This window comes from Massilia haematophila, from assembly GCF_042647645.1.
In the GTDB taxonomy this organism is placed as follows: Bacteria; Pseudomonadota; Gammaproteobacteria; order Burkholderiales; family Burkholderiaceae_D; genus Telluria; species Telluria haematophila.
In genome coordinates this window covers 2,329,381-2,354,495 of sequence record NZ_JBHRVV010000001.1, presented here as the reverse complement: position 1 = coordinate 2,354,495, position 25,115 = coordinate 2,329,381, and the positions used below count along the sequence as shown (strand labels likewise).

Sequence of the window (25,115 nt, the reverse complement as noted above, 5' to 3'; positions counted from 1 at the left end):
GATTTAGCTCGACCGTCCGCTTCCGACCCCGAAGCGGAAGTGCGCGAAACAGGAATTTGTGTCTATTGGCTAGATTCGCGCGATGGCTCAGCCATTACCTCTCGGATGGCTTCCAACCAGTCGTCCACATTGCAGGGTCTGCCGGCTTATCTCCTACAAAAATCTTCATACTCATGCTTCCTAAAAGTGCTCCGATTTCCTCTGCATTGGTCAATGCATAGTATTTTTCCAGGAAACGAAACATGGCCTTGTAGGCCATCAAAGTATTCAGGTTCTCCATGACGCACTTCCCTTCCGAGCTGGTTGATGGCCGCTTCCGGCTGGCAGCTATCCGTCGCGATCAGCCGCTGCAACCCAAAGCGGAACTTGTGCTGGCAGCGATAACCTCGTATCAGTTTTTAGTGGAAATTCGCAGGAATCGAAGCACGATCTCCTTTATTTTTGAGAACCAGCCTACCTCCCTTTTGGCGCCTGGCGGCATCTTTGTAATTTTAAGTTCCGCCTCGGGGCGAAATACAATAGAGCGGCCGTCTTCATGGTACTGAACCCCATCAATATTTTTAGGGAGTTTGTCAAGAAGGAGATTCAATTGCTCGGCAACACATGTAAGGGAAGTAATTGCAATTAGCCCTGAATAAGAGAGCTCTACGATGCACTTGTCGTCTGAATGATTTAGGGCGGGAGCTAGATCTCTTCCAGTGTATCGAAGGCTTCCCTCAGTAGCGAACCCATGACTCTTATCCCTTATCGATGCAGGCGGCGTTAGACCATTTGCTCTAATGGATTTCAGGTAGTGTGGTTTTGTGCCGTGATATATGTTCAGGGGACTATGTTCCTCTAGAGGTACAATAAAATGCCCTGCAAAAGGGCGAGGTGCATGCTCGCCTTTTTGATATATGATAGCTTGTTTTAGCCCCCAGTTAAGCCCGCATTCATTGCAATTGAGGCCATTATTCGCGTTCAAATATATAGGTAGGGCGTTGGGAGGGGATAACTGACGCTCATTGCCCAGATATGAAGTCCTTCCAATATAGTTCCAGCACCTACACGTCGAATGGGACTTGGATGCGCAGTACACATCGATGCAAATGAATGGCTTGCCGCATGTGGGGCAGTGGGATACCTGTCCGATCGCGGTATTAACTGATGTTTCACAGTGAGGGCAAATGCTAGCTATCATCCGGTTTTCCAAATATCGGCGGCCTGTATTTATAGGATTGTCCTCAAATTTCCGTATTGTTGTCTTTGATAAGCTGATGCATTAAATTCTTGAGTGGCCGCTCTTGGTCGAGAGTAAACTTTCAAAAATGGATAGCAATGGCTCGATGTTTATCAGGCAAGCAAGATGTTGTGTCGACACTCTTCCGTAAGCCTGGTATCAAGCGCAATTCAAACCTTGCCAACTATACATGCGCGTCAACGGTGACGTGCAGTCAAGAGAAAACGTATGCGTTCTCGCGCCACAGCGCCGCCGAGAGCATCCGGCGCCTACGACAGCGCCGGCTCCGCCATCTGCGCACTCCCGGTCCGCACCGCACGCACCCCATTACGTCCCGCATCCTTGACCGCATACATGGCGCGGTCGGCGCTGACGAAAAAGTCCTTCAGGTCGTCGAGCTGGGTCGGCACGATGGTGGCCACGCCCAGGCTCGCCGTCACCCACTCGGAGGTGGTCGAGCGCGGGTTCGGGATGTGCAGCGATTCGATGTGGGCGCGGATCGCCTCGCCCAGCGCGATGGCGGCCTCGAAGCCGGTCTCGCCGAACAGCAGCACGAATTCCTCGCCGCCGTAGCGTGCGGCCAGGTCGGTGGCGCGTAGCGCGTGCGACTGCAGCGCCATCGCCACCTGCTGCAGGCAGGCGTCGCCGGCGGCGTGGCCGAGGCTGTCGTTGTAGCCCTTGAAGTGGTCGACGTCGAGCACGATCAGCGACAGCGGCTGGCTGCTGCGCACCGCGCGCTGCCATTCCTTTTCCAGGAAGGCGTCGAAGTGGCGGCGGTTGGCTATTTTTGTCAGCGGATCGACCAGCGCCGCGCGCTGCAGCGCGGTCTCGGACTGCTTGTGGTGGGTGATGTCGTGCAGCAGGGCGACGAACAGCGGCGGGTCGGCCGTCATCGGGGTCAGCGTCAGGTCCATCGCGCGCAGGATGCCGTCGCGCTGGCGGATCAGCACCTCGCGCGCGCCGCGGCAGTCGGGCGCGCCGGTGCCAGTGTTGGTGCCGGCGACGCTGCGCGTGAAGAGGTCGAGGTATTCCTGGACCACGGACGGGGCGAGCAGGCCGTCGAGCGTGCAGCCGGCCAGTTCGCCCGGTGCATAGCCGAGGTAGCGGTCGCATGCCGGATTCGCGTACTGGATACGTCCGCTCGGCTCGATGATCATCAGGCCTTCATCGATGCTGTTGACGATCAGGCGCAGGCGGTCGGCCTGTTCCTGCTGCGACAGGCTGGTGCGGCGGAACTGCAGCTGGGCGCGCACCCGCGCGCACACTTCGGCCAGGCGCAGCGGCTTGGTGATGTAGTCGGAAGCGCCGATGTCGAAGGCGGCGACGATGTCCTCGGTCTCGCTGCGCGCGCTCATGAAGATCACCGGGATGGCGCTGGTGACCGGGTGCGCCTTCAGGCGCCGGCAGACCTCCATGCCGTCCATGCCGGGCAGGTTGATGTCGAGCAGGACCAGGTCGGGCAGGGCGCGCTGGGCGATGTTCAAGGCCCGTTCGCCCGAGTTGGCGACGAAGGTCTGGTGGCCCTGCTGCAGCATCATGGAGCGCAGCGCGCCCAGGTGCGCGGGCGCGTCATCGACGATGAGGACGGCGGCCTGGCGCGGCGACGCGGCGGACACGGAGGCGAAGGTGGACATGGGCGAGCGGTGTAGAGCCGGTTTTGATATCGTGCAAAATCATACCGCGATGTTGCTACTAGTGGTAACTTTTGTTGCCATTAGGATAGCTTTTATTGTTGTGCCTTCCCAACCGCGGATCGCCCATGCTTTGTAACCGCGGCTCGGCAAAAAAAATGGTTCTTCGCGGGGAATGGGGGAAGACGGGATTGACGAACTGAGCAGGAGGTGGTGGCGGAGGTCTGATGTTGGTAGATTGATAGTCGCCAAACAAATCAGTCTGTCAAACCACCGCCATGCTCAATGCTATGCCGTCTGTCCCGTTTTGGGAAGGCCATATTGTCGATGCCGTCCACGAACAAGAGGACGGGTCGCTGTTAATCGTTCTCGATACCAGCCCTTCAAGCGAAGCTTTGTGCGGGGCATGCCGCCAGCCTTGCGCTCTGGTTCATGAGTGCCGAAGGCGTAAGGTGCGTGACCGCGACATTCTGGATAGGCGTGTCTGGCTCGATGTGCCGGTGCGGCGACTGGACTGCCATCACTGCGACGCACGGGTAGCCGAGCACATTGTTTGGCTCGACCGCCGGGCGCGCATCACGCACCGCGTGCGCCTCTGGGTGGAGGCGCTGGCACAGCTGCTTCCGATAGCCCATGTGGCCCGGTTGACCGGCCTGCACTGGCATACCATCAAGGACATCGATCATCGGCGCTTGCAGCACCTGCATGGTGGCTTCTCGGCAGAAGGCGTACGGCGCTTGGTCATGGACGAATTCGCCCTGCACAAGGGGCACCGGTACGCCACTGTCGCCCTGGATGCCGAACGAATGCGGGTGCTATGGGTGGGAGAAGGCAATAGCCGGGAAGCGATTCGGCCGTTCTTCGAGTTGCTGGGAGAGGAAGGCTGCCAGCGGATCGAAGCCGTTGCCATGGATATGAACACGGCCATGGACCTCGAAGTTCGCCAGCAATGTCCAAACGCAGAAGTCGTCTACGACCTGTTTCATGTGGTGGCGCGCTTCGGTCGCGAAGTGGTCGACCGGGTTCGTGTCGACCAGGCCAATGCCTTGCGTGCCGAACCAAAAGCCCGCCAGGTCATCAAGCGCAGTCGCTGGCTGTTACTGCGCAATCGTGACAACCTCAAGGCCGAGCAGGCCGTCAAGCTCGAAGAGCTGTTGGCTGCCAACCAGCCCTTGGCAACGGTTTACCTGCTCAAGACCGAGCTGAAGGAAATCTGGTATGCGCCATCAGTCCGGGACGGTGCCCGGCGGTGGAAAGCCTGGCTCAAGCTCGCCTTGCAAAGCCAGATCGCACCGCTGATCCAGTTTGCCAAACGCCTGGCCAAATATCGCCGCGGCATCCTGGCATCAGCCATCTATCCGATGAGCTCATCGATCCTTGAAGGCGTCAACAACCGCATCAAGGTCATCAAGCGCATGGCCTACGGTTTTCGGGACGCATCCTACTTCTTCCTGAAAATCAAGGATGCGTTCCCCGGCAAAGTGCGATGAACCAAAAAAATGGACGCCGGTGGCGTCCATGTCGTGGTGCTTCTGCAACTCGCCGCCTGAGCTGCCGGCGGCCGGTTGCTTACATCGCGGCGGCGATCAGCTTGCCGAGGATGGCGATGCCTTCGCGGATGCGTTCCGGCGGCACCGTCACGAAGGACAGGCGCAGGGTGTTGGTCTCCGGATCGTTGGCGTAGAAGGGCGCGCCCGGCACGAAGGCGACGCGGGCGGCGATCGCCTGGTCCAGCAGCTTCATGGCGTCGATGTGCTGCGGCAGGGTGACCCAGATGAACATGCCGCCTTCCGGGCGGGTCCAGGTCACGCCGGCCGGGAAGTGCTCGTCCATCGCGTCCAGCATGGCCTGGCACTGGTTGCCGTACAGGGTGCGGATGCTCGGGATGTGCTGGTCGAGGAAGCCGTCCTTGACCACGTCGTGGACCACCATCTGGGTCAGCTGGGCGGTGTGCAGGTCGGCAGCCTGCTTGGCCAGCTCGAGGCGGCGCACCAGCGGCAGCGGGGCGCAGACGTAGCCGAGGCGGATGCCAGGGGTCAGCACCTTCGAGAACGAACCCATGTAGATCACGCCGTCCGGGTTCATCGCCACCATCTTCGGCATCGGTTCGCCCTTGTACGACAGCGCGCCGTAGGGATCGTCCTCGATCAGCGGCAGGCCGAGGCGCGCGCAGGTCTCGACCAGTTCGCGGCGGCGCTCGATCGACAGCGTGCGGCCGGTCGGATTCTGGAAGTTCGGCAGCGAGTACAGCAGGCGTGCGCCATCGGCGACGGGCTCGATCGAGGCCGGCACCAGGCCGTGGTCGTCGGTGGCCACCGAGCCGAACTCCGGACGGTAGACCGAGAAGGCCTGCAGCGCGCCCAGGTAGCTCGGGGTTTCGACCAGTACGCGGCTGCCTTCGTCGATCAGGACCTTGCCGATCAAATCGAGGGCCTGCTGCGAACCCGACACCATCAGGATCTGCTCGGGCAGGATCTTCGTGCCTTCCGTCGACAGCGAGTTCGCAATCCATTCCTTCAGCGGGCCGTAGCCGTCGGTCGGGCCGTACTGCAGCGCCACCTTGCCGGCGTTGCTCAGCACGCGGTCATAGGCTTCCTTCATGCGCTCGACCGGGAAGGTCGCGGGCGAGGGCAGACCGCCGGCGAAGGAGATGATCTCCGGGCGCTGGGTGATCTTCAGGATCTCGCGGATGAACGAGCTTTGCAGCTGCTGCGCGCGCTCCGAAAACTGCCACTGGATGGGATTGGGATTCTCGATTTTCATGCTTGTCTCACTGGAAGGACTGCCGCTGGTGCGCAGTCGTTAATGTACGCACGCCGGGTAGGCGGCTGTAAAAGACCCGGCCGGGTAGGCCGGGCCTGTGATCAAACGTGCTTCTTGATTGGGTCGATCAGGCGATTTCGACGATCGCCTCGATCTCGACGCAGGCGCCGCGCGGGATCTGGGCCACGCCGAAGGCCGAACGGGCGTGCTTGCCGGCGTCGCCGAAGACTTCGCCGAACAGTTCCGAGGCGCCGTTGGTGACCAGGTGCTGCTCGGTGAAGTCCGGGGTCGAGTTCACCAGGCTCATCAGCTTGACGATGCGCTTGACGCGGTTCAGGTCGCCGCCGCAGGCATCCTGCAGGGTGCCCATCAGGTCGATCGCGATCGCGCGCGCCGCAGCCTGGCCGTCGGCGGTGGTCTTGTCCTTGCCCAGCTGGCCGACGTTGACCGAGCCGTCGGCGTTCTTGGCGATGTGGCCCGAGATGAAGACCAGGTTGCCGGTCTGGACGTACATGACGTAGGCGGCGGCAGGCGCGGCGGCCGGTTGCAGGGTGATGTTCAGTTCCTTGAGCTTGTCGTAGACGGACATGGATGTTTCCTGTTGCGGTGAATGAGACCGGTATTGTACGACTTGCCAGCTGTGAAAAACACAATCTCGCTGCCGAGGCCGGTCAATGATGTTGCTCTTATGACATAATCGGAGGCTTCTTTATCCGGAATCGGAGTGCCCGCTTGCCATCCTTGTCGACTACCCACCCCCGGCGGCGCCCGCGCGTCTGGCTGGGCCTTGCGATGGCATTGGTCGCCTGGCTGTGCGTCTGCGCGCTGCCGGTGTGGAAAATCATGGAATGTGCCGGCGAAATCGTGCGCGGCCGGGCCAGTCTCGGCTGGCAGGCGGCGCCCGGCCGGATCGTCTATGCGGAACTGCGCGCGCACGGCAAGGGAGGCAAGATGCCGGCGATCGGCTACAGCTACCGGGCAGGCGGCCGGACCTGGGTCGCGCACCGGATCGAAGCGACGTCCGGCTACAGCCCGCTCCAGGCGACGAAGCTGGTCGAACGCTTCCCGCCCGGCGCCGAGGTCACCGCCTACCACGACGGCCAGGGCGAGGCGGTGCTGATCCGGGGCGTGCGCGCGAGCTCCTGGTTCGGCCTCGTCCTGTCGCTGCTCTGGCTATGGGCCGTCCTTGCGGTCACGTGGTACGAGGCTGCGCGCGTCGTCGCCCGGCGGCGCATTCCCGGCGCTTGACTGGGCGTGCATGACCTTTCGGTTGCCCTCCGAGTCGTATTCGGAATTCAATATTTCTTGGTGTTATCATAATGAATTGCCGCTGAGCGGCGCGACAGAAGAGGAAGGCCCACCATGACTGCGGTACTTGCGCTCAAGCTCTTCCTGGTTCCTCTGCTGATCTGGCTCGTGACCCTGGCCGGACGGCGCTGGGGGCCGGCCGTGGCCGGCTGGCTGTCCGCCTTTCCCATCGTGGCCGGGCCGATCCTGCTGACGCTGACCCTGGAGCAGGGCCCCTCGTTTGCCGCCAGCGCGGCCGAGGGCACGCTGCTGGCCGTGGTGGCCATCCTCGTCTTCAGCCTGGCCTACGCCTGGGCCTGCGTCCGTTACGGGGTAGGCGGCTCCATGCTGCTGGCCTTGCTTGCCTATGGCTTGGCGGTGGCCGCGCTGCAGGCGCTGCGCCTGCCGCTGGGCGTGGCCTTTGCCCTCGTCTGGTGCGCCCTGCTGCTGGCTGGGCGCCTGTTTCCGGCGCTGCCGGCCGATGGCGGCGGCAGCCGGCGCAAGGACCTGGGATGGCGCATGGGGGCCGCGGCCGTACTGGTGCTGCTTGTGACGGCCGGCGCCGCCCACCTGGGCGCGCGCCTCTCCGGTTTCTTCGCGATGTTCCCGGTGATGAGCACGGTGCTGGTGGGCTTCGCCCATGCCGGCACCGGGCGTGGAAGCGCCGTCGCGCTGCTGCGCGGCATGGTAGCGGGGTATTTCGGCTTTTCCGTGTTCTGCGTCACGCTGGCGATGCAGTTGCGCGCGGGCGGCGTCGGCGCCGCCTTCGCGCTGGCGCTGGCCTGCGCCCTGGCCGTGCACCTGGTGGCGCGGCGCATGCTGGCGGGGCCGGTGCCGGTGGGCCTGCCGGCGTCCAGGGTATAGCGCGATGGCGCCGGCGCCTGGTTCGGCGCCGTGATCGCTATCGTGTTGCGGGCCATACAAAGTTTCTTGTATAAAAGACCCTCTTGAAATCGATGTTGGCAACCCAATATCTGCTGCCATCCGTTCAACCAACCTGTATTACCAACGAGGAATAAGATGGCTGTCGCCGAAAAAGAGACCCTTGGCTTCCAGGCAGAAGTAAAGCAACTGCTGCAACTGATGATCCACTCCTTGTACTCGAACAAGGAAATCTTCCTGCGCGAACTCATCTCCAACGCGTCCGACGCCGCCGACAAGCTGCGCTTCGAGGCGATCAACAATGACGCCCTGTACGGCAACGATCACGAGCTGAAGATCCGCGTCAGCTTCGACAAGGACGCGAAGACGATCACGATCTCGGACAACGGCATCGGCATGAGCCGCGACGAAGTGATCTCGCACCTGGGCACCATCGCCAAGTCGGGCACCAAGGAATTCTTCAGCAAGCTCTCGGGCGACCAGAAGCAGGACGCGGCCCTGATCGGCCAGTTCGGCGTCGGCTTCTACTCGGGCTTCATCGTCGCCGAGAAGATCACCGTCGAGACCCGCCGCGCCGGCGCCGGCGCCGATGAAGGCGTGCGCTGGGAGTCGACCGGCGAAGGCGACTACAGCGTCGAGCAGATCGAGAAGACCGGCCGCGGCACCGACGTGATCCTGCACCTGCGCGCCGGCGAAGAGGAGCTGCTGTCGAGCTGGAAGCTGAAGTCGATCATCCGCAAGTACTCGGACCATATCTCGCTGCCGATCGTGATGCAGAAGGAAGAATGGGACGAGGAGCAGAAGGCCACCGTGCTGAAGGACGAGGTCGAGACCGTCAACCAGGCCAGCGCCCTGTGGGCCCGCAGCAAATCCGACATCACCAAGGAACAGTACGACGAGTTCTACAAGCACGTCTCGCACGACTTCCAGGAACCGCTGACCCATACCCACAACCGGGTGGAAGGACGCAGCGAATACACCCAGCTGCTGTACGTGCCGAGCCACGCCCCGTTCGACCTGTGGGACCGCAACAAGCGCGGCGGGATCAAGCTGTACGTGAAACGCGTCTTCATCATGGACGACGCCGAGCAGCTGATGCCGGTCTACCTGCGCTTCGTGAAGGGCGTGATCGACTCGAACGACCTGCCGCTGAACGTCTCGCGCGAGATCCTGCAGGAGTCGCGCGACGTCAAGGTGATCCGCGAAGGCTCGACCAAGCGCGTGCTGGGCATGCTGGAGGAAATGGCGAACAGCGAGGAGCAGGAAGGCAAGGACAAGTATGCGACCTTCTGGACCGAATTCGGCCAGGTGCTCAAGGAAGGCATCGGCGAGGACGCGACCAACAAGGACCGCATCGCCAAGCTGCTGCGCTTCGCCTCGACCCAGAACGACTCCGCCGAGCAGACCGTCTCGTTCGAAGACTACGTGGGCCGCATGAAGGAAGGCCAGGACAAGATCTACTACGTCACCGCCGACAGCTACAACGCCGCGAAGAACAGCCCGCACCTGGAAATCTTCCGCAAGAAGGGCGTCGAAGTGCTGCTGCTGACCGACCGCGTCGACGAATGGATGCTGTCCTTCCTGACCGAATTCGAGGGCAAGGAACTGGTGTCGGTGGCCAAGGGCGGCCTGGACCTGGGCAAGCTGGAAGACGAAGCCGAGAAGAAGGAACACGAAGAGACCGAGACCCAGTACAAGGAACTGGTCGAGAAGATGAAGGGCGCCCTGGCGGACAAGGCCAAGGACGTGCGCGTCACCTTCCGCCTGACCGATTCGCCGGCCTGCCTGGTGGCGGACGAGCACGAGCTGTCGGCCAACCTGGTGCGCATGCTCAAGGCCGCCGGCCAGAACGCGCCGGAATCCAAGCCCATCCTCGAGATCAACCCGAACCACCCGCTGGTCACGCGCCTGAAGTACGAGGACGCGGAAAGCACGCGCTTTGCCGACTGGTCGCACATCCTGTTCGATCAGGCCATGCTGGCCGAAGGCGGCAGCCTGACGGATCCGGCGGCGTTCGTGAAGCGTCTCAACGAGATGCTGCTGGCGACCAAGTAAGCAGGCACCATCCTGACCAAGCCGGGCCGCGTGCCCGGCTTTTTTTATGCGTGCCCACCCTACGAATTCCCGGATACTGCCTGTCGAACAGGCTGCAAGATCTCACCACCGCGCCGGCGCCGGCCGCACGCGCGCCGCCAGCCGCTCGAACCCCGCCTGGAACCAGTGCCTGCGGTGCTCGGTCAACTGTCCGAGACCCCAGGTCGCCAGCACGATCAGCACGCTCAGCAGCGCAACGTCGGCGCCGCTGGCCGGGTCGTGCGCGTACAGCCCCAGCCACAGGCCGATCACCAGCGCGTGCACCAGGTAGAGGGTGAAGGTGTACGCGGACAGCGCCCGGATCGGCCGTTCGAAGCGCAGCAGCCTCGTGAATCCGGCGTGCCTGGCGCACCAGAAGTTGGCGAGCACCAGCAGGCAGACCAGGTAGTCGGCCAGGTAGCGGTCGGCGCTCTTCAGGGGCACCGCGGGGAAGGGCCAGGTCGCGCGCGCCAGTTCGCGCAGTCCGGTGTCCAGGCCGGACAGCTTGAAGGCGGCCAGCAGCACCAGCGTCGCCAGCCAGCCCAGCAGGGCCGGGCGGCGTGCGAGGGTGTGGGTTTTCTGCCAGCGGTAGAGCAGCACCCCGCTGGCCCAGACAGGCAGCAACAGCCACAGCTTCGGGCCGAGCAGCAGAAACAGCGAGCCGCCGACCACCAGCCGGCGCCTGCCGCGCAGGTAGAACAGGGCGCCGAACAGCACGTAGTACCAGACTTCGAAGCCGAGCGACCAGTAGGGCGCGAGCAGGGGCGGGGTCTCGCTGATGGTCCACAGTTCGCCCATGAACAGCAGGTGCAGCGGCAGGTACAGCCAGGGCTTGGCGAGCTGGTAGAAGCGCTCGGTATCCGCTTCCCCGAGCGCCACCAGCAGGCCGGCGCCGAGGAAGGACAGCAGCAGGACCGGCAGGGCGACCGAGTAGATGCGCGTGCAGCGCGCCAGGCAGTAGGCGCGCAGCGACTGGTTCTTCTGCTCGGTGGTATAGGCGATCACGAAGCCGGAAAGGACGAAGAAGACCATCACCGCCTCGCGCCCGAGGTCCGGCACCCAGGCGTCGGCGCCGCGCGTGATCACGCCGAAAGGCCCGTAGTGGCTGACGACCACCAGCAGCGCCGCCAGCAGGCGGCAGCAGTCGAGGTAGAGGGACAGCGGGCGGGCGAGGGGCGGAGAGGAAGCTGCCATAAGCTTACGGTTGTGTACGCCAGTGAGGGCATCATACCCCATGTTGCAGCGCACACAACGCGCGCCTGGGCGCCGTGGGGCTTCAGCCGCCGCGCAGTCCCGCGCAGAAGTCCAGCAGCATGCGCTCGCCGTCCGGCCAGTCGCCGTAGCCGCTGTCGGCGTTCACGTGGCCGGCTGCGCCGATCTCGATGAAGCGCGCGCCCCAGGCCTCGGCGAACGCGCGCGCCCGTTCGCGGCTGACGAAGGGGTCGTCGGTGCTGGCCACGACCAGGCAGGGGAAGGGCAGCGGTGCCATCGGCACCGGGGCGAAGCGGTTGCTGTCGATCGGGTAGGACGGGGCCTCGACGTCGGCCGGGGCGACCAGCAGGGCGCCGGCCGCGCGCAGGGGCGAACCCGATGCGGCCCAGTGCGCCGCCAGCATGCAGCCCAGGCTGTGCGCGAGCAGCACCGGCGCGCCCCGGCAGGCGGCGACGGCAGCATCGAGTTCGGCCACCCATTCGTCGCGCTGCGGATTGTTCCAGTCGCGGTGCTCGACGCGCCGCAGGCGCGGATAGCGCGCTTCCCACAGGGTCTGCCAGTGCTGCGGCCCGGAGTTCCACAGGCCGGCGAGAGTCAGGACGTCGCAATCCATGGCGCTTCCTCGGTTCGTTCCGTTGTCGTTCCGGCCATTCTACGCGCGCGCCTGACGGCTCGGCGCCGTGCAGCGGGGGCGTGCAGCCTGGCTAGAGCGCCGTGCGCAGCGCGAACAACTCGGGGAACAGCACCACGTCGAGCATCTTGCGCAGGTAGCTCACGCCGGCCGTACCGCCGGTGCCGGTCTTGAAGCCGATGATGCGCTCGACCGTCGTCACGTGGCGGAAGCGCCAGAAGCGGAAGGCGGTCTCGAGGTCGACCAGCTTTTCGGCCAGTTCGTACAGGCCCCAGTGCTTGTCGGGTTCCTGGTAGACCACCAGCCAGGCCGCCTTGACCGATTCGTCGGCTTCGGTCGGCAGGGTCCAGTCGCGCTCCAGGCGTCCGGGCGCGATCGCGAAACCGCTGCGCGCGAGCAGCATCACCGATTCGTCGTAGACCGAGGGTGTATGCAGTTCGCGCTCCAGGATCGCATGCGCCGGCGGGTTCTTCTCGTGCACGGCGAGCAGCTGCGGGTTCTTGTTACCGAGGATGAACTCGAGCGCGCGGTACTGGTGCGACTGGAAGCCGGAAGAGGCGCCGAGGTAGGGCCGGATCGCCGTGTATTCCGAGGGCGTCATGGTCGCCAGCACGTCCCAGGCGTGCACCAGCTGGTCCATGATGCGGGCGACACGCGCCAGCATCTTGAAGGCCGGATCCAGTTCGCCCGCGCGCAGTTGCCCGCGCACGGCCTGCAGCTCGTGCAGCATCAGCTTGACCCACAATTCGCTGGTCTGGTGCTGGATGATGAACAGCATCTCGTTGTGGTTGGGCGAGAGCGGGTGCTGGGCCGACAGGATCTGGTCCAGGCCCAGGTAGTCGCCGTAGCTCATCGACTCCTTGAACTCCATCTTCGCGCCGTGCCACTCGGCCGGCTTGTTTGCTTGGTCGCTCATGCTGGCCTTCAGGTCACGGCGCCGCGCTCGGCGCCCACATCGTAGTCTTCGCGGTCGAGGATGTCCTTCAGGATCTCGACGGCGTCCCACACGTCCGCGAAGCTGGTGTACAGCGGGGTGAAGCCGAAGCGCATGATCTCCGGTTCGCGGTAGTCGCCGATCACGCCGCGCGCGATCAGGGCCTGCATCACCGCGTAGCCGTGCGGGTGGGTGAAGCTGACCTGGCTGCCGCGGCGCGCGTGCTCGCGCGGCGTCACCAGGCCCAGCGGATGGGCGGCGCAGCGCGACTCGACCAGTTCGATGAAGAGGTCGGTCAGCTGCAGCGACTTGGCGCGGATCGCGTCCATCGTCGTTTCCTCGAACACTTCCAGGCCGCACTCGACCATCGCCAGCGACACCACCGGCGGGGTGCCGCACAGTGCGCGGCCGATGCCGTCGGCGGGCGCGAAGCCGTGCGCCATCGCGAACGGCTGGGCGTGGCCCCACCAGCCCGACAGCGGGTGCGCGAACCGGGCCTGGTGGCGGCGCGGCACCCAGATGAAGGCCGGGGCGCCGGGGCCGCCGTTCAGGTACTTGTAGGTGCAGCCGACGGCGAAGTCGGCCTCGGCGCCGTTCAGGTCGACCGGCACCGCGCCGGCCGAGTGGGCCAGGTCCCAGACGACCAGCGCGCCGTTCTGGTGCGCGTGGCGGGTGAGGGCGGCCATGTCGTGCTGATGGCCGGTGCGGTAGTTGACATGGGTCAGCATGACGACGGCGCAGTCGGCGTCGATCGCGGCCGGGAGTTCCTCGCTTGAATCGACCAGGCGCACGCTGTAGCCGCGTTCGAGCCAGCTGGTCAGACCCTCGGCCATGTAGATATCGGTCGGGAAGTTGCTGCGCTCGGTGACGATGACGCGGCGGTTCGCGGTTTCTCCCTGGGCCTGGATGCGCACGGCGGCGGCCAGGGCCTTGAACAGGTTGAGCGAGGTGCTGTCGGTGACGACGACTTCGTCGGCGCCGGCGCCGACCAGGGGCGCCAGGCGCGCGCCCAGGCGCTTGGGCAGGTCGAACCAGCCGGCCGTGTTCCAGCTCTTGATCAGGTCCTGGCCCCATTCGCGCGCGACCACCTCCTGGGCGCGCTGCAGGGCGGCGCGCGGGCGGGCGCCGAGGGAGTTGCCGTCGAGGTAGATAACGCCGGCAGGCAGGTCGAAGCGCTGGCGCAGCGGCGCCAGCGGGTCCTGGTCGTCGCGTGCGAGACAGGCGGCGCGGGTGGTGGTGAGTTCGCTCATGGATGATTAGTTGGGTAATGGCCGACATGGCCGGGCCGGCCGACGGTCAGCAGTTGTATAGGCCGGACAGGCATTCGGCGGGCAGTGTAGCAAGAAAAGGGCATCCGGAGACGGTGGAAAAATGTCGCTTTGCTATCTTTTTCGGCCGATTCGGTGCGCGCGCGAAGTTTTTTCGACTTTTTTCAACAATTTTTGCCATCAACCCTAAAGTTCCCGCCGAGTCCGCCGTAAAGGGTACAGAGGCAGCAACAGGGCGGCCGAAAAATTTTCAAAAATATTTTTCAAAAACCCTAAAGTTGTCCGGAACGCTGCCGTTAATGGTGCAGAAGGGTATAAGGCGGGACTGAAAAAAATTTCAGAGCCACCCTAAAGTTTCCGATTTGGTTGACGTAAACCAACACATGATGCTTCTGCCGGGTTTGCTTCAAGCTGCAAAACGGCAAGTCTCGTAACACCGCATCCGCCTCCGTTTTCATAGGAGCGCCTCCCCCATCCGAGAGGGTTTGTCAGACAAACTCCTACGGATGATCTCGCCTTTGCCGGACGCAAAATACAGTGTCTGTCCGATTCCGCAAATGTTTCTCTACAGTCAGAATCTATCTCACTGGCAACACAATCACGCCAGGAACAACGAAACAACGGAGAGTGGAAAATGACTGCAAACGACATGATGGCTGAAATCCGCGATGCGAACCTGAGCTACCTGATGCTCGCGCAGCAGATGATCCGCGCCGACAAGGTCACCGCGATTTTCCGCCTCGGCATCTCGGCCGACATCGCCGACTTGATCGAAGGCATGAGCAATGCCCAGATCCTGAAGCTTGCCGGCGGCAACATGATGCTGGCCCGTTTCCGCTTCGATGACACCGCCATCCTGTCGATGCTCACCAGCCACAGCAAGGACCGCGCCCTGGCCCAGTCGCACGCCGCGATCCTGATGGCTGGCCAGCCGGCCGAAGAAATAGCCTAAAAGCTCACCTCCGCTTCGGTTCGATAGTGTAGGATAGCCGGACTGAAGCAGGAGTTGCAGGATGAGCAAAAAAAGCGTCGTATCTGAAGCGCAAGAAATCCAGCTTGCCATCGAGTTGATCCAGCTGGGCGCGCGCCTCCAGCTGCTCGAAACCGAGGTGTCGCTGTCACGCGAGCGCCTCATCAAGCTGTACAAGGAACTGCGCGGCGTCTCGCCGCCGAAGGGCATGCTGCCTTTCTCCACCGACTGGTTCCTGACCTGGCAGCCGAACATCCATTCCTCGCTGTTCATCAACATCCATAACTTCCTGGCCGAGAACGCCGGCGCCACCGGCATCCAGGCCGTGATGAAGGCCTATAAACTCTACCTCGAACAGATGCCGGCCGAGCCCGGCGAAGAGCCGCTGCTCTCGCTGACCCGCGCCTGGACCCTGGTCCGCTTTTTCCAGAGCGGCATGCTCAGATTGACGCCCTGCGGCAAGTGCAAGGGCAAGTTCGTGGTCGATAGCCTCGACCTCAACAGCGACTACCTGTGTGGTTTGTGCCACATGCCTTCGCGCGCCGGCAAGACGCGCAAGGCGAGGGACGCCGCCGCCCGGCAGGCGGACGCGCAGCCCGACGCCTGAACGTTACCCATTTCATATGATGCAGTTCGCGGCAGGACGGGCGGCGTGAGTCTCCGGCGCATCCTGCGCGCGCCGGCCATCCAGGCCCTGCTGTGCCAACTGGCGGCCTTTCCGCTGACCCTGCTGGTCGTGTTCCTGCTGGCGCGCGCCGGCGCCCACCCCTCCTATTTGACCGCCGCCCTGGTCCAGGGCGCGTGTGCTGCCGCGCTGGCCGGTTGGCGGCGCCTGGCGCGCTGGTGGCTGGCGATCCAGCTGCTGTTTCCGCTGGCGGTGTTCGGTGCCAGCCAGTTCGAGGTCCCGCCCTGGCTGTTCCTGGCCGTGTTCCTGTTCATGCTGGTGCTGTACTGGTCGACCTTTCGCACCCAGGTGCCTTACTACCCCTCCGGGCGGGAAGCCTGGGAGGCGGTGGCGCGGCAGTTGCCGCAGGGGAGGGAGCTGGCGGTGATCGATATCGGCAGCGGCCTGGGCGGCCTGGTGCTGCACCTGGCGCGGCGCCGGCCCGACGTGCGCGCGACCGGCATCGAGCTGGCGCCGCTGCCCTGGCTGGCCAGCTGGCTGCGCGCGCGCTTCGCGGGCAGCCGCGCCGTGTTCCTGCGCGGTGACTACGAGTCGCTCGATTTCGCCGACTACGACGCCGTGTTCGCCTACCTGTCGCCGGCCGCCATGACGGCCCTGTGGCACAAGGCACGGCGCGAGATGCGCCCCGGCAGCATGCTGATGAGTTACGAGTTCGCCATTGCCGAAAGCACAGCAAGCATCGCGGTCGACGTGCCGGAGACTGGTCGAACTCTCTATATATGGCACTTTTAGGCGACATTCCCGGCACTTTTACTTGCTCACAGGCCATTCTCCCGCTATTGTTCCAGCTATTGTAGTTCCCTGCGTAAATGTTTTTTTCGGGATGCGAAATCCCTGAACATCCGAAGCGTCCGCCCGCTGGTTATTCCTCTGGAGCAGTGTCTTGTTAGTTATTATTGGTTACGTCATTGTCTGTGCCTCGGTGTTCGGCGGCTTCATCCTGGCCGGCGGTCACGCGGCCGTGCTGTTCCAGCCGATCGAACTGCTGATGATCGGCGGCGCGGCCGTGGGCGCATTCTTTGTCGGTAATAACAACAAGGCCATCAAGGCCACCATGAAGGCGCTGCCTTCGGTGTTCAAGGGCTCGGCGTACACCAAGGAAATGTACATGGAGCTGATGGCGCTGCTGTTCGACGTGCTCTCCAAGGTGCGCAAGGAAGGCCTGATGTCGATCGAAGGCGACATCGAGGCGCCCGAGGCCAGCCCGCTGTTCTCCAAGTACCCGCTGGTGCTGGCCGACCACCACATCGTCGAATTCATGGCCGACTACCTGCGCCTCATGGTCTCGGGCAACATGGACGCCTTCCAGATCGAGAACCTGATGGACAACGAGATCGAGACCCACCACCACGAGGGCGCGGTGCCGGCCCACGTGATCGCCAAGCTCGGCGACGGCCTGCCGGCCTTCGGTATCGTGGCGGCGGTGATGGGCGTGGTGCACACCATGGAATCGGTGGGCCTGCCGCCGGCCGAGCTGGGCATCCTGATCGCCAAGGCGCTGGTCGGCACCTTCCTCGGCATCCTGCTGGCCTACGGCTTCGTCGGCCCGCTCGCCAACCTGCTCGAGCAGAAGCTCGACGAGTCCTCGAAGATGTTCCAGTGCGTGAAGGTCACGCTGCTGGCCAGCCTGAACGGCTATGCGCCGGCGCTGGCGGTCGAATTCGGCCGCAAGGTGCTGTACTCGACCGAGCGCCCGAGCTTCGCCGAGCTGGAAGAGCACATCAAGAAGTCCAAGGGCAAGTAAGCCGCACGCTGTTCCCACCATTCACTGACCTACACGAGTACCCATGGCCGACGAAGGAATGCGCCCGATCATCGTCAAGCGGATCAAGAAGACCGCCGGCGGGCACCATGGCGGCGCCTGGAAGATCGCCTACGCCGACTTCGTGACGGCGATGATGGCCTTCTTCCTGCTGATGTGGCTGCTCGGCTCGACCTCCAAGGGCGACCTCGAGGGCATTTCCGACTTCTTCAAGAACCCGCTGAAGGTGGCGATGTCGGGCGGTTCCGGCTCGGGCGACAGCTCCTCGGTGATCAAGGGCGGCGGCGCCGACCTGACGCGCCGCAATGGCCAGGTCAAGCACGGCGAGACCCCGCCCGAGCACAAGACGTATGACCTGAACGCTGCCAAGGCCGCGCTCGAACGGGCCGAGGGCGAGCGCCTGCGCACGCTCAAGACCAAGATCGAATCGATCATCGAAGCCAATCCGACGCTGAAGAAGTACAAGAACCAGCTGCTGCTCGACATCACCAGCGAAGGCTTGCGCATCCAGATCGTGGACGAGCAGAACCGCCCGATGTTCGCGCTCGCCAAGGCCCAGTTGCAGCCCTATACCCGCGACATCCTGGAAGTGCTGGGCATGGTGCTGAACGACGTGCCGAACCGGATCGGCCTGTCGGGCCATACCGATTCGACGCCGTACTACAGCGACGCCGGCTACAGCAACTGGGAGCTGTCCGCCGACCGCGCCAACGCCTCGCGCCGCGCGATGGTGGTGGGCGGCCTGGCCGACGAGAAGATCCTGCGCGTGGTCGGGCTGGCCGCGGCCGCGCCGCTCGACCGCGCCGACCCCTTCAATCCGATCAACCGCCGCATCAGCATCATCGTGATGAACAAGCGCACCGAAGACGCCGTCATGCGCGACGCCGCCACGCTCGACGTGCCGGCCGAGGACGGCGAGGCGGCGGCGAAGGCCGTCACCGCGGCCACGCAATGAGCTGCCTCGTCTGACAGGAGGACAATAATGACAAGAAAAAAGATTTTGGGCTCGCACGTCAAGCGGCTGCTCTCCGGCGTGTCGGCGCACGGGCGACGCCACCTCAGCGAGGTCGAGACCGACCTGCTGCAGACCGAGCTGCTGCTGGAAGAAGCGATCGAGAAGCTGACCAGCAGCTTCATGGCCATCCATGGCGCGGTCAGCGCGCGCCAGGAGGCGATCGACCGCCTGCTGGCGGGCGGCACGCCGACTCCCGAGGACAGCGCCGCGCTGGCGGCGATGAGCGGCGAGATCGGCGGCCACGTGAACACGGCGATCACCAGCATGCAGTTCCAGGACATGACCAGCCAGCTGATCGACCGCACCCTCAAGCGCGTGACCGGCCTGCGCGAATTCCTCGGCACGCTGGACGAGCATGGCTCGGACATCGCGCCGGAGACCGGCAGCGAGGAAATCGTCGATCGCCTCGGCAAGGTCAGCATGGCGCTGGCCATCCAGTCGCTCGAACTGCGCAGCGTGCTGCGCAAGTCGGTCGAGCAGCGGCACCTCGAAAGCGGGGACATCGAACTGTTCTGACGGTTCGCCCACCACAACAACCATCCCCGGCAGTGTACCGGGCACAGAAAACAGCAGGAGCAAAACATGGCTAAAACAATTCTCGCGGTCGACGATTCGAGCTCGCTGCGCCAGATGGTGGCGTTCAGCCTGAAGGCGGCCGGTTACCAGGTGGTGGAAGCGGTCGACGGCCAGGACGGCCTGGACAAGGCGCGCCAGCAGACCGTGGACCTGGTCCTGACCGACCAGAACATGCCGCGCATGGACGGCCTGGCGCTGATCAAGCAGCTGCGCGGCTTGCCCGAGTACCAGAAGGTGCCGATCCTGATGCTGACCACCGAGTCCTCGGACGAAATGAAATCGAAGGGCCGTGCGGCCGGCGCCAACGGCTGGCTGGTCAAGCCGTTCGACCCGCAGCGCCTGATCGAGGTCGTCAAAAAAGTGATCGGCTGATGCGGATGCATCGCCCACCGCACCGGAATCTGTCATGACGATCGACATCAGCCAGTTTTACCAGGTCTTTTTCGACGAAGCCGAAGAGCTGCTCGCCGAAATGGAGCGGCTGCTGCTGGCGGTCGACCTGGCCGCGCCCGACGCCGAAGACCTGAACGCGATCTTCCGCACCGCCCACTCGGTCAAGGGCGGCGCCTCGACCTTCGGCATCACCGACATGAGCGAGGTCACCCACGTGCTGGAATCCTTGCTGGACCGGATCCGCAAGGGCGAGATGGCGCTCACCTCGCAGCACGTGGATGCCTTCCTGGCCGCCAAGGACACGCTCAAGATGCAGCTCGACGGCCACCGCAACGGCGCCGCGGTCGACCAGGACACGGTCGCCAACGTGCGCATGGTGCTGCACGACCTGTCCGAGGGCCTGGTGCCGGTCGCTTCGCTGGTAGCGCCTTCGTTTCTCCACGCCGAGCCGAAAGCCCAGACCGGCGAGGGCGCGCACCGCTACAAGATCGAGCTGCCCAGCGTCGCCCAGCGCGACATCAACGCCCTGGTGGACGAACTCGGCCTGATGGGCCGGGTCTCGGTCACGCCGCTCGAGGGCGGCCGTAGCGCGCTGATCATCACCACCCACGAGAGCCTGGACGACATCGTCGCCATCTGCTCGTTTGTCCTCGATCCGGACGACCTGAAGATCTTCGAGGCGCCGCCGCTCACGCTGGAACAGCGCGCGCTGGAAGCGGCCGAGCGGGCCCGCATCGAGGACGAGCAGGGCTACGGCTTCTTCGACCCGGCCGACGAGGCGCCGGCCGCCACCGACGAGCGCTCGGACGACGAGCGCGGCTACGGCTTCTTCCAGCCGATCGAGCAGATCCGCGCGATGGCGGGCGCCGAGGCCCAGCCGAAGGCGGTCGTGGCGGCGGCAGCCGTGGTGGAGCAGCACGAAGAGAAGAAAGCGGTCAAGAAGGACGAGAAGGGCGCCGAGTCGTCCTCGATCCGCGTCTCGGTGGAGAAGGTCGACCAGCTGATCAACCTGATCGGCGAACTGGTCATCACCCAGGCCATGATCGAGCAGCGTTCCAGCGGGCTCGACCCGATGCTGCACGAGCGCCTGCTGTCCTCGGTGTCCCAGCTGACGCGCAATACCCGCGAGCTGCAGGAAGCGGTGATGTCGATCCGCATGATGCCGATGGACTTCGTGTTCTCGCGCTTCCCGCGCATGGTGCGCGACCTGGCCGGCAAGCTCGGCAAGAAGGTCGACTTCATCACCCATGGCGCTGCGACCGAACTGGACAAGGGCCTGATCGAGCGCATCGTCGATCCGCTGACCCACCTGGTGAGGAACAGCATCGACCACGGCATCGAGATGCCCGATGCGCGCGCGGCGGCCGGCAAGTCGGAGGCGGGACGCCTGTTCCTGTCGGCCGGCCACCAGGGCGGCAACATCGTGATCGAAGTGGCCGACGACGGCGCCGGCCTGAACCGCGAGAAGATCCTGGCCAAGGCCGCGCAGAGCGGCCTGGCCGTGTCCGACAGCATGAGCGACTCGGACGTGTGGCAGCTGATCTTCGCGCCAGGCTTCTCGACCGCCGAGATCGTGACCGATGTCTCGGGGCGCGGCGTCGGCATGGATGTTGTCAAACGTAACATCACGGCCATGGGCGGTTCGGTCGATATCCGCTCCGCGCGTGGCTTTGGCACCACGATTTCCATCTCCTTGCCCCTGACTTTGGCGATTTTGGATGGCATGACAATCCGTTGCGGTGAGGAAATCTATATCCTTCCACTTGGGTTCGTCGTCGAGTCGCTGCAGCCGCGCCGCGAGGACATCCGCGACATCGCCGGCCGCGGCCAGGTGCTGAAGGTGCGCGGCGAATACCTGCCGCTGATCCCGCTGTACGGCGTGTTCGACATCGCGCCGCGTTCGATGGACCCGGCCGAGGGCATCGTCGTGATCCTGGAGTCCGAAGGCCGCCGCGCCGCGCTCCTGATCGACGACCTGGTCGGCCAGCAGCACGTGGTGGTGAAGAACCTGGAAGCGAATTACCGCAAGGTGTCCGGCATCTCGGGCGCGACCATCCTGGGCGATGGCGGCGTCTCGCTGATCCTCGACGTGGCCGCCCTGGTGCGCTCGTCGCGCCAGCTGGCCGACGAGGCGCTGGCCCCGTCAATGAATTGAAAACAAAAGGAAAAACATGTCCATTACCCAACATAACCCGGCGCAGGGCGCCGACGCCGGACTCGAATACCTGGCCTTCACCCTCGGCTCGGAAGAGTACGGCATCGACATCCTGAAAGTGCAGGAAATCCGCGGCTACGAAGCCGTGACCCGGATCGCCAACGCCCCCGAATTCATCAAGGGCGTGATCAACCTGCGCGGCATCATCATCCCGGTGGTGGACATGCGCATCAAGTTCAATCTCGGCACCCCGACCTACGACCAGTTCACCGTCGTCATCATCCTGAACATCGGCGGCCGCGTGATGGGCATGGTGGTCGACAGCGTGTCCGACGTCACGACCCTGACCCCGGACCAGATCAAGCCGGCGCCGGACATGGGCACCGCCTTCAGCACCGACTACCTGATCGGCCTGGGCACCGTGGACGAGCGCATGCTGATCCTGGTCGACATCGACCGCCTGATGTCGTCGGCCGAGATGGGCCTGGTCGACAAGCTGGCCGCTTAACCGGCGGGCAGGGTAGGGCACCGAGCAAGGCAATCGCGGGCTCGTACTGACACCCGCAACGAACACGAAGGTAAGGCAAAGTGCCGCTACATAAATCCGACACGGTCAAGGAATTTGACTTCACGCGCGCCGACTTCGAGCGGGTGCGCGCCCTGATCTACCGCCAGGCCGGCATCTCGCTGGCCGACAGCAAGGAGGAAATGGTCTACAGCCGCCTGGCGCGGCGCCTGCGCGCCACCGGCATCCAGTCGTTCGCGACCTACCTCGACGGCCTGGAAGCCGGCCGCATGGAGCAGGAGTGGGAAGCCTTCACGAATGCGCTGACCACCAACCTGACCTCGTTCTTCCGCGAAGCCCACCACTTCCCGCTGCTGGCCGAGCACGTGCTGCGCCTGCGTGGCCGTGCCGGCGAACCGCTCACGATCTGGTGCTCGGCCAGCTCGACCGGCGAGGAGCCGTACTCGATCGCCATGACCGTGTGCGAAGCCTTCAACACGCTCACGCCGAACGTGCAGATCGTCGCCACCGACATCGACACCAACGTGCTGGCCACGGCCAGCGAGGGCGTGTACGGCGTCGAGCGGGTGGAGAAGATGTCGCAGGAGCGGCTCAAGCGCTTCTTCCTGCGCGGTAAGGGCCGCCATGAAGGCATGGTGCGGGTGCGCCCGGAACTGCGCCAGCTGGTCACGTTCCGGCAACTGAACCTGCTGGCCGACAGCTGGCCGGTGAGCGGCCAGTTCGATGCGATTTTCTGCCGCAACGTCATGATTTATTTTGACAAGAACACCCAGCGCAAGATCCTGTCGCGCTTCGTGCCGCTGATGAAGCCGCATGCGCTGCTGTTCGCCGGCCACTCCGAGAATTTCCTCTACGTTTCCGACTCGCTGCGCCTGCGCGGCAAGACGGTCTATGAACTCAACGGCAAGGGCGCCTGAAGCGTACTCCACCATGCATTCGAACAGCCACTTCGCCACCAACGTCTATTACGACCGCACTTTCGACGTCGAGGCGGCCAAGATCCTGCCGGGCGAGTACTACTACACCGGCAAGAACATGCTGATCGTGACCGTGCTCGGCTCCTGCGTGTCGGCCTGCATCCGCGACCGCATCACCGGCCTGGGCGGCATGAACCACTTCATGCTGCCCGACGGCGGCGGCGACGCCGGCAGCCCGGTGTCGGCGTCGATGCGCTACGGCAGCTATGCGATGGAAGTCCTGATCAACGACCTGCTCAAGGCGGGGGCGCGCCGCGAGAACCTGGAAGCGAAGGTGTTCGGCGGCGGCGCCGTGCTGCGCGGCTTCACCGCCATGAACGTGGGCGAGCGCAACGCCGCCTTCGTGACCCAGTTCCTGAAGACCGAGCGGATCCCGGTGCTGGCCGAGGACCTGAACGACATCTACCCGCGCAAGGTGTACTTCTTCCCGCGCACGGGCAAGGTGTTAGTAAAGAAATTGATGCAAACCCAGAACGATACGCTGGCCAAGCGCGAGCTCGACTACGCCAAGCGTCTCAAGGTCGAGCCCGTCGGCGGCGAAATCGACCTGTTCTGACCCCGAAAGGAAAGACGATGAAAACCAAGGTACTGATCGTCGACGATTCGGCCCTGATCCGCAGCGTGATGAGCGAGATCGTCAATTCGCAAACCGACATGGAAGTCGTGGCGACCGCGCCCGATCCCCTGGTGGCGCGCGAACTGATCAAGAAACACAACCCCGACGTGCTCACCCTCGACGTCGAGATGCCGAAGATGGACGGCCTCGACTTCCTGGAAAAGCTGATGCGCCTGCGCCCGATGCCGGTGCTGATGGTGTCCTCGCTGACCGAGCGCGGTTCCGAGATCACGATGCGCGCACTGGAACTGGGCGCGGTCGACTTCGTGACCAAGCCGAAGATCTCGATCCAGACCGGCATGCGCGAGTACACCGAACTGATCACCGACAAGATCCGCGCCGCCGCGCGCGCCCGTGTCAGGGCGCGCAGCGTGCACCAGGCCCCGGCCCCGAGTACGCTGCAGGCGCTGCGCAGTCCGTTGATCTCGTCGGAGAAGCTGATCATCATCGGCGCCTCCACCGGCGGCACCGAGGCGATCCGCGAATTCCTGATGCAGATGCCGTCGGACTGCCCGGGCATCCTGATCGCCCAGCACATGCCGGAAGGCTTCACCAGTTCGTTTGCGCGGCGTCTCGACTCGCTGTGCCGGATCAGCGTGACCGAAGCGGCCGGCAACGAGCGTATCCTGCCGGGCCATGCCTACATCGCGCCGGGTCATTCGCACCTGCTGCTCACGCGCTCGGGCGCCAACTACATGACCAGGATCGAACAGACCGATCCGGTCAACCGGCACCGGCCGTCGGTCGACGTGCTGTTCCGTTCGGCGGCCTTGGCTGCGGGCAAGAACGCGGTCGGCGTGATCCTGACGGGCATGGGTAAGGACGGCGCTGCTGGTATGCTGGAGATGAAAAACGCCGGCGCGCACAACTTCGCCCAGGACGAGGCCTCCTGTGTCGTGTTCGGCATGCCGCGCGAGGCGATCGCGATCGGCGCCGCCCACGAAGTGGCGCCCCTGCAAGCCTTGCCCGGACTGGTGCTGGGACACCTCGCGGCCCAGGGCGGACGCGCGTTGCGGGTTTGATCCGGATCGTTGCGTTTTACACCGGTTTTATCGCCGTACGGCAACAAAAATGCTATCCTTGAGGCTGCTTGTTGCAGCGCCTCAAGCCACACTAACCATAGTAAAAGAATCAACGGAGTAATTCATGGCTGATCCAAAGATGCGTTTCCTAGTTGTTGACGATTTCTCGACGATGCGGCGCATCGTCCGGAACTTGTTGAAAGAACTGGGTTACGCCAACGTCGACGAAGCGGAAGACGGCGTCATGGCCCTGGCCAAGCTGCGCAGCGAGCAGTTCGACTTCGTGGTCTCGGACTGGAACATGCCCAACATGGACGGGCTGACCATGCTGCAGAACATCCGCGCCGATCCCGCGCTGGCCAAGCTGCCGGTGCTGATGGTGACCGCGGAAGCGAAGAAGGAAAACATCATCGCCGCCGCCCAGGCGGGCGCCAGCGGCTACGTGGTCAAGCCGTTCACGGCCGCCACGCTCGACGAGAAGCTGAACAAGATCTTCGAGAAGATGGAAAAGGCCTGAC

The 25,115-nt window shown here is 64.0% G+C and carries 27 protein-coding genes; 19 read left to right on the top strand and 8 right to left on the bottom strand.

Features of this window, described 5'->3' with window-relative positions; translation table 11 throughout:
• Positions 1-94: 94 nt before the first annotated feature.
• Positions 95-280 carry a hypothetical protein gene (locus ACFOPH_RS10465; RefSeq protein ID WP_379735124.1) on the bottom strand — a complete coding sequence of 62 codons (186 nt, stop codon included), beginning with the start codon at positions 278-280 and terminating at the stop codon, positions 95-97.
• Between ACFOPH_RS10465 and ACFOPH_RS10460 the strand changes: the two genes are divergently transcribed.
• Complete coding sequence (locus ACFOPH_RS10460) at positions 279-545, top strand: hypothetical protein (RefSeq protein ID WP_379735122.1); 267 nt, start codon at positions 279-281, stop codon at positions 543-545. The genes ACFOPH_RS10465 and ACFOPH_RS10460 overlap by 2 nt on opposite strands.
• Positions 546-1,488: 943 nt before the next feature.
• Here ACFOPH_RS10460 and ACFOPH_RS10455 read toward each other — a convergent pair.
• Entirely contained in the window at positions 1,489-2,853 is a 1,365-nt protein-coding gene (locus ACFOPH_RS10455) for a diguanylate cyclase (RefSeq protein WP_379735120.1), read from the bottom strand.
• A gap of 275 nt (positions 2,854-3,128) precedes the next feature.
• Between ACFOPH_RS10455 and ACFOPH_RS10450 the strand changes: the two genes are divergently transcribed.
• A complete protein-coding gene (locus ACFOPH_RS10450; protein WP_379733102.1) occupies positions 3,129-4,340 on the top strand; it encodes an ISL3 family transposase in 1,212 nt (403 codons plus the stop codon).
• A 79-nt stretch (positions 4,341-4,419) separates the two neighbouring features.
• Here ACFOPH_RS10450 and ACFOPH_RS10445 read toward each other — a convergent pair whose 3' ends face one another.
• Together ACFOPH_RS10445 and ACFOPH_RS10440 are read right to left on the bottom strand one after the other, a co-directional pair.
• Positions 4,420-5,613 (bottom strand): aminotransferase-like domain-containing protein, encoded by a 1,194-nt coding sequence (locus ACFOPH_RS10445; protein ID WP_379735118.1) that lies wholly within the window; start codon positions 5,611-5,613, stop codon positions 4,420-4,422.
• A 127-nt stretch (positions 5,614-5,740) separates the two neighbouring features.
• Positions 5,741-6,202, bottom strand: a complete 462-nt coding sequence (locus ACFOPH_RS10440; RefSeq protein ID WP_312552036.1) for a RidA family protein — start codon at positions 6,200-6,202, stop codon at positions 5,741-5,743.
• Positions 6,203-6,405: 203 nt separating this feature from the next.
• Here ACFOPH_RS10440 and ACFOPH_RS10435 point away from each other — a divergent pair, with 203 nt between their 5' ends.
• The 3 genes from ACFOPH_RS10435 to htpG all read left to right on the top strand — a co-directional run bounded on the left by ACFOPH_RS10435 (position 6,406) and on the right by htpG (position 9,837).
• Positions 6,406-6,861 (top strand): DUF3592 domain-containing protein, encoded by a 456-nt coding sequence (locus tag ACFOPH_RS10435; RefSeq protein WP_379735116.1) that lies wholly within the window; start codon positions 6,406-6,408, stop codon positions 6,859-6,861.
• Between the two features lie 114 nt (positions 6,862-6,975).
• Positions 6,976-7,764, top strand: a complete 789-nt coding sequence (locus ACFOPH_RS10430) for a hypothetical protein (RefSeq protein ID WP_379735114.1) — start codon at positions 6,976-6,978, stop codon at positions 7,762-7,764.
• A gap of 156 nt (positions 7,765-7,920) precedes the next feature.
• Entirely contained in the window at positions 7,921-9,837 is a 1,917-nt protein-coding gene (gene htpG / locus ACFOPH_RS10425) for a molecular chaperone HtpG (protein WP_312553990.1), read from the top strand.
• Positions 9,838-9,939: 102 nt separating this feature from the next.
• On the opposite strand, the gene ACFOPH_RS10420 is transcribed toward htpG, so the two are convergent.
• The 4 genes from ACFOPH_RS10420 to kynU all read right to left on the bottom strand — a co-directional run bounded on the left by ACFOPH_RS10420 (position 9,940) and on the right by kynU (position 13,882).
• Entirely contained in the window at positions 9,940-11,049 is a 1,110-nt protein-coding gene (locus ACFOPH_RS10420) for an acyltransferase family protein (protein WP_379735112.1), read from the bottom strand.
• Positions 11,050-11,131: 82 nt separating this feature from the next.
• Complete coding sequence (locus tag ACFOPH_RS10415; protein ID WP_379735110.1) at positions 11,132-11,680, bottom strand: RBBP9/YdeN family alpha/beta hydrolase; 549 nt, start codon at positions 11,678-11,680, stop codon at positions 11,132-11,134.
• Positions 11,681-11,771: 91 nt separating this feature from the next.
• On the bottom strand, positions 11,772-12,614 hold the full coding sequence (gene kynA, locus ACFOPH_RS10410) for a tryptophan 2,3-dioxygenase (protein WP_379735108.1): 843 nt from the start codon (positions 12,612-12,614) through the stop codon (positions 11,772-11,774).
• Between the two features lie 8 nt (positions 12,615-12,622).
• Positions 12,623-13,882, bottom strand: coding sequence for a kynureninase (gene kynU, locus ACFOPH_RS10405; RefSeq protein ID WP_312553775.1), 1,260 nt, complete (start codon positions 13,880-13,882; stop codon positions 12,623-12,625).
• A gap of 17 nt (positions 13,883-13,899) precedes the next feature.
• Between kynU and ACFOPH_RS10400 the strand changes: the two genes are divergently transcribed.
• The 14 genes from ACFOPH_RS10400 to cheY all read left to right on the top strand — a co-directional run bounded on the left by ACFOPH_RS10400 (position 13,900) and on the right by cheY (position 25,114).
• Positions 13,900-14,229, top strand: coding sequence for a hypothetical protein (locus tag ACFOPH_RS10400; protein ID WP_379735106.1), 330 nt, complete (start codon positions 13,900-13,902; stop codon positions 14,227-14,229).
• Between the two features lie 305 nt (positions 14,230-14,534).
• The gene (flhD, locus tag ACFOPH_RS10395) at positions 14,535-14,852 is read left to right on the top strand and encodes a flagellar transcriptional regulator FlhD (RefSeq protein WP_047826184.1); all 318 of its coding nucleotides are present in this window, start codon (positions 14,535-14,537) and stop codon (positions 14,850-14,852) included.
• A 61-nt stretch (positions 14,853-14,913) separates the two neighbouring features.
• A complete protein-coding gene (gene flhC / locus ACFOPH_RS10390; RefSeq protein WP_379735104.1) occupies positions 14,914-15,477 on the top strand; it encodes a flagellar transcriptional regulator FlhC in 564 nt (187 codons plus the stop codon).
• A 45-nt stretch (positions 15,478-15,522) separates the two neighbouring features.
• Complete coding sequence (locus ACFOPH_RS10385; RefSeq protein ID WP_379735102.1) at positions 15,523-16,287, top strand: class I SAM-dependent methyltransferase; 765 nt, start codon at positions 15,523-15,525, stop codon at positions 16,285-16,287.
• 151 nt (positions 16,288-16,438) lie between these two features.
• On the top strand, positions 16,439-17,299 hold the full coding sequence (gene motA, locus ACFOPH_RS10380) for a flagellar motor stator protein MotA (RefSeq protein ID WP_312550549.1): 861 nt from the start codon (positions 16,439-16,441) through the stop codon (positions 17,297-17,299).
• A 43-nt stretch (positions 17,300-17,342) separates the two neighbouring features.
• Positions 17,343-18,272 (top strand): flagellar motor protein MotB, encoded by a 930-nt coding sequence (motB, locus tag ACFOPH_RS10375; RefSeq protein ID WP_313703855.1) that lies wholly within the window; start codon positions 17,343-17,345, stop codon positions 18,270-18,272.
• Positions 18,273-18,299: 27 nt separating this feature from the next.
• Complete coding sequence (locus tag ACFOPH_RS10370; protein ID WP_379735100.1) at positions 18,300-18,848, top strand: chemotaxis protein; 549 nt, start codon at positions 18,300-18,302, stop codon at positions 18,846-18,848.
• A 66-nt stretch (positions 18,849-18,914) separates the two neighbouring features.
• On the top strand, positions 18,915-19,280 hold the full coding sequence (locus ACFOPH_RS10365; protein ID WP_312550552.1) for a response regulator: 366 nt from the start codon (positions 18,915-18,917) through the stop codon (positions 19,278-19,280).
• Positions 19,281-19,314: 34 nt separating this feature from the next.
• A complete protein-coding gene (gene cheA / locus ACFOPH_RS10360; protein WP_379735098.1) occupies positions 19,315-21,456 on the top strand; it encodes a chemotaxis protein CheA in 2,142 nt (713 codons plus the stop codon).
• A gap of 16 nt (positions 21,457-21,472) precedes the next feature.
• Complete coding sequence (locus ACFOPH_RS10355; RefSeq protein ID WP_312550554.1) at positions 21,473-21,964, top strand: chemotaxis protein CheW; 492 nt, start codon at positions 21,473-21,475, stop codon at positions 21,962-21,964.
• 80 nt (positions 21,965-22,044) lie between these two features.
• The gene (locus tag ACFOPH_RS10350; RefSeq protein WP_379735096.1) at positions 22,045-22,899 is read left to right on the top strand and encodes a CheR family methyltransferase; all 855 of its coding nucleotides are present in this window, start codon (positions 22,045-22,047) and stop codon (positions 22,897-22,899) included.
• Positions 22,900-22,912: 13 nt separating this feature from the next.
• The gene (gene cheD, locus ACFOPH_RS10345) at positions 22,913-23,515 is read left to right on the top strand and encodes a chemoreceptor glutamine deamidase CheD (protein WP_312550556.1); all 603 of its coding nucleotides are present in this window, start codon (positions 22,913-22,915) and stop codon (positions 23,513-23,515) included.
• Positions 23,516-23,532: 17 nt separating this feature from the next.
• Entirely contained in the window at positions 23,533-24,597 is a 1,065-nt protein-coding gene (locus tag ACFOPH_RS10340; protein ID WP_312550557.1) for a protein-glutamate methylesterase/protein-glutamine glutaminase, read from the top strand.
• Between the two features lie 124 nt (positions 24,598-24,721).
• Positions 24,722-25,114, top strand: coding sequence for a chemotaxis response regulator CheY (gene cheY, locus ACFOPH_RS10335; protein ID WP_192052371.1), 393 nt, complete (start codon positions 24,722-24,724; stop codon positions 25,112-25,114).
• Position 25,115 lies beyond the last annotated feature (1 nt).

Excerpts from the sequence above, each read along its gene's own strand:
- ACFOPH_RS10450 (WP_379733102.1), top strand. The coding sequence starts at position 3,129 with ATGCTCAATGCTATGCCGTCTGTCCCGTTTTGGGAAGGCCATATTGTC.
- cheY (WP_192052371.1), top strand. The coding sequence starts at position 24,722 with ATGGCTGATCCAAAGATGCGTTTCCTAGTTGTTGACGATTTCTCGACG.
- ACFOPH_RS10445 (WP_379735118.1), bottom strand. The coding sequence starts at position 5,613 with ATGAAAATCGAGAATCCCAATCCCATCCAGTGGCAGTTTTCGGAGCGC.
- ACFOPH_RS10455 (WP_379735120.1), bottom strand. The coding sequence starts at position 2,853 with ATGTCCACCTTCGCCTCCGTGTCCGCCGCGTCGCCGCGCCAGGCCGCC.
- ACFOPH_RS10435 (WP_379735116.1), top strand. The coding sequence starts at position 6,406 with ATGGCATTGGTCGCCTGGCTGTGCGTCTGCGCGCTGCCGGTGTGGAAA.
- cheD (WP_312550556.1), top strand. The coding sequence starts at position 22,913 with ATGCATTCGAACAGCCACTTCGCCACCAACGTCTATTACGACCGCACT.
- motB (WP_313703855.1), top strand. The coding sequence starts at position 17,343 with ATGGCCGACGAAGGAATGCGCCCGATCATCGTCAAGCGGATCAAGAAG.
- flhC (WP_379735104.1), top strand. The coding sequence starts at position 14,914 with ATGAGCAAAAAAAGCGTCGTATCTGAAGCGCAAGAAATCCAGCTTGCC.
- ACFOPH_RS10415 (WP_379735110.1), bottom strand. The coding sequence starts at position 11,680 with ATGGATTGCGACGTCCTGACTCTCGCCGGCCTGTGGAACTCCGGGCCG.
- ACFOPH_RS10430 (WP_379735114.1), top strand. The coding sequence starts at position 6,976 with ATGACTGCGGTACTTGCGCTCAAGCTCTTCCTGGTTCCTCTGCTGATC.
- htpG (WP_312553990.1), top strand. The coding sequence starts at position 7,921 with ATGGCTGTCGCCGAAAAAGAGACCCTTGGCTTCCAGGCAGAAGTAAAG.
- ACFOPH_RS10370 (WP_379735100.1), top strand. The coding sequence starts at position 18,300 with ATGACAAGAAAAAAGATTTTGGGCTCGCACGTCAAGCGGCTGCTCTCC.
- ACFOPH_RS10365 (WP_312550552.1), top strand. The coding sequence starts at position 18,915 with ATGGCTAAAACAATTCTCGCGGTCGACGATTCGAGCTCGCTGCGCCAG.
- kynU (WP_312553775.1), bottom strand. The coding sequence starts at position 13,882 with ATGAGCGAACTCACCACCACCCGCGCCGCCTGTCTCGCACGCGACGAC.
- ACFOPH_RS10460 (WP_379735122.1), top strand. The coding sequence starts at position 279 with ATGACGCACTTCCCTTCCGAGCTGGTTGATGGCCGCTTCCGGCTGGCA.
- ACFOPH_RS10355 (WP_312550554.1), top strand. The coding sequence starts at position 21,473 with ATGTCCATTACCCAACATAACCCGGCGCAGGGCGCCGACGCCGGACTC.
- ACFOPH_RS10340 (WP_312550557.1), top strand. The coding sequence starts at position 23,533 with ATGAAAACCAAGGTACTGATCGTCGACGATTCGGCCCTGATCCGCAGC.
- ACFOPH_RS10420 (WP_379735112.1), bottom strand. The coding sequence starts at position 11,049 with ATGGCAGCTTCCTCTCCGCCCCTCGCCCGCCCGCTGTCCCTCTACCTC.
- kynA (WP_379735108.1), bottom strand. The coding sequence starts at position 12,614 with ATGAGCGACCAAGCAAACAAGCCGGCCGAGTGGCACGGCGCGAAGATG.
- ACFOPH_RS10465 (WP_379735124.1), bottom strand. The coding sequence starts at position 280 with ATGGAGAACCTGAATACTTTGATGGCCTACAAGGCCATGTTTCGTTTC.
- flhD (WP_047826184.1), top strand. The coding sequence starts at position 14,535 with ATGACTGCAAACGACATGATGGCTGAAATCCGCGATGCGAACCTGAGC.
- ACFOPH_RS10400 (WP_379735106.1), top strand. The coding sequence starts at position 13,900 with ATGGCCGACATGGCCGGGCCGGCCGACGGTCAGCAGTTGTATAGGCCG.
- cheA (WP_379735098.1), top strand. The coding sequence starts at position 19,315 with ATGACGATCGACATCAGCCAGTTTTACCAGGTCTTTTTCGACGAAGCC.
- ACFOPH_RS10440 (WP_312552036.1), bottom strand. The coding sequence starts at position 6,202 with ATGTCCGTCTACGACAAGCTCAAGGAACTGAACATCACCCTGCAACCG.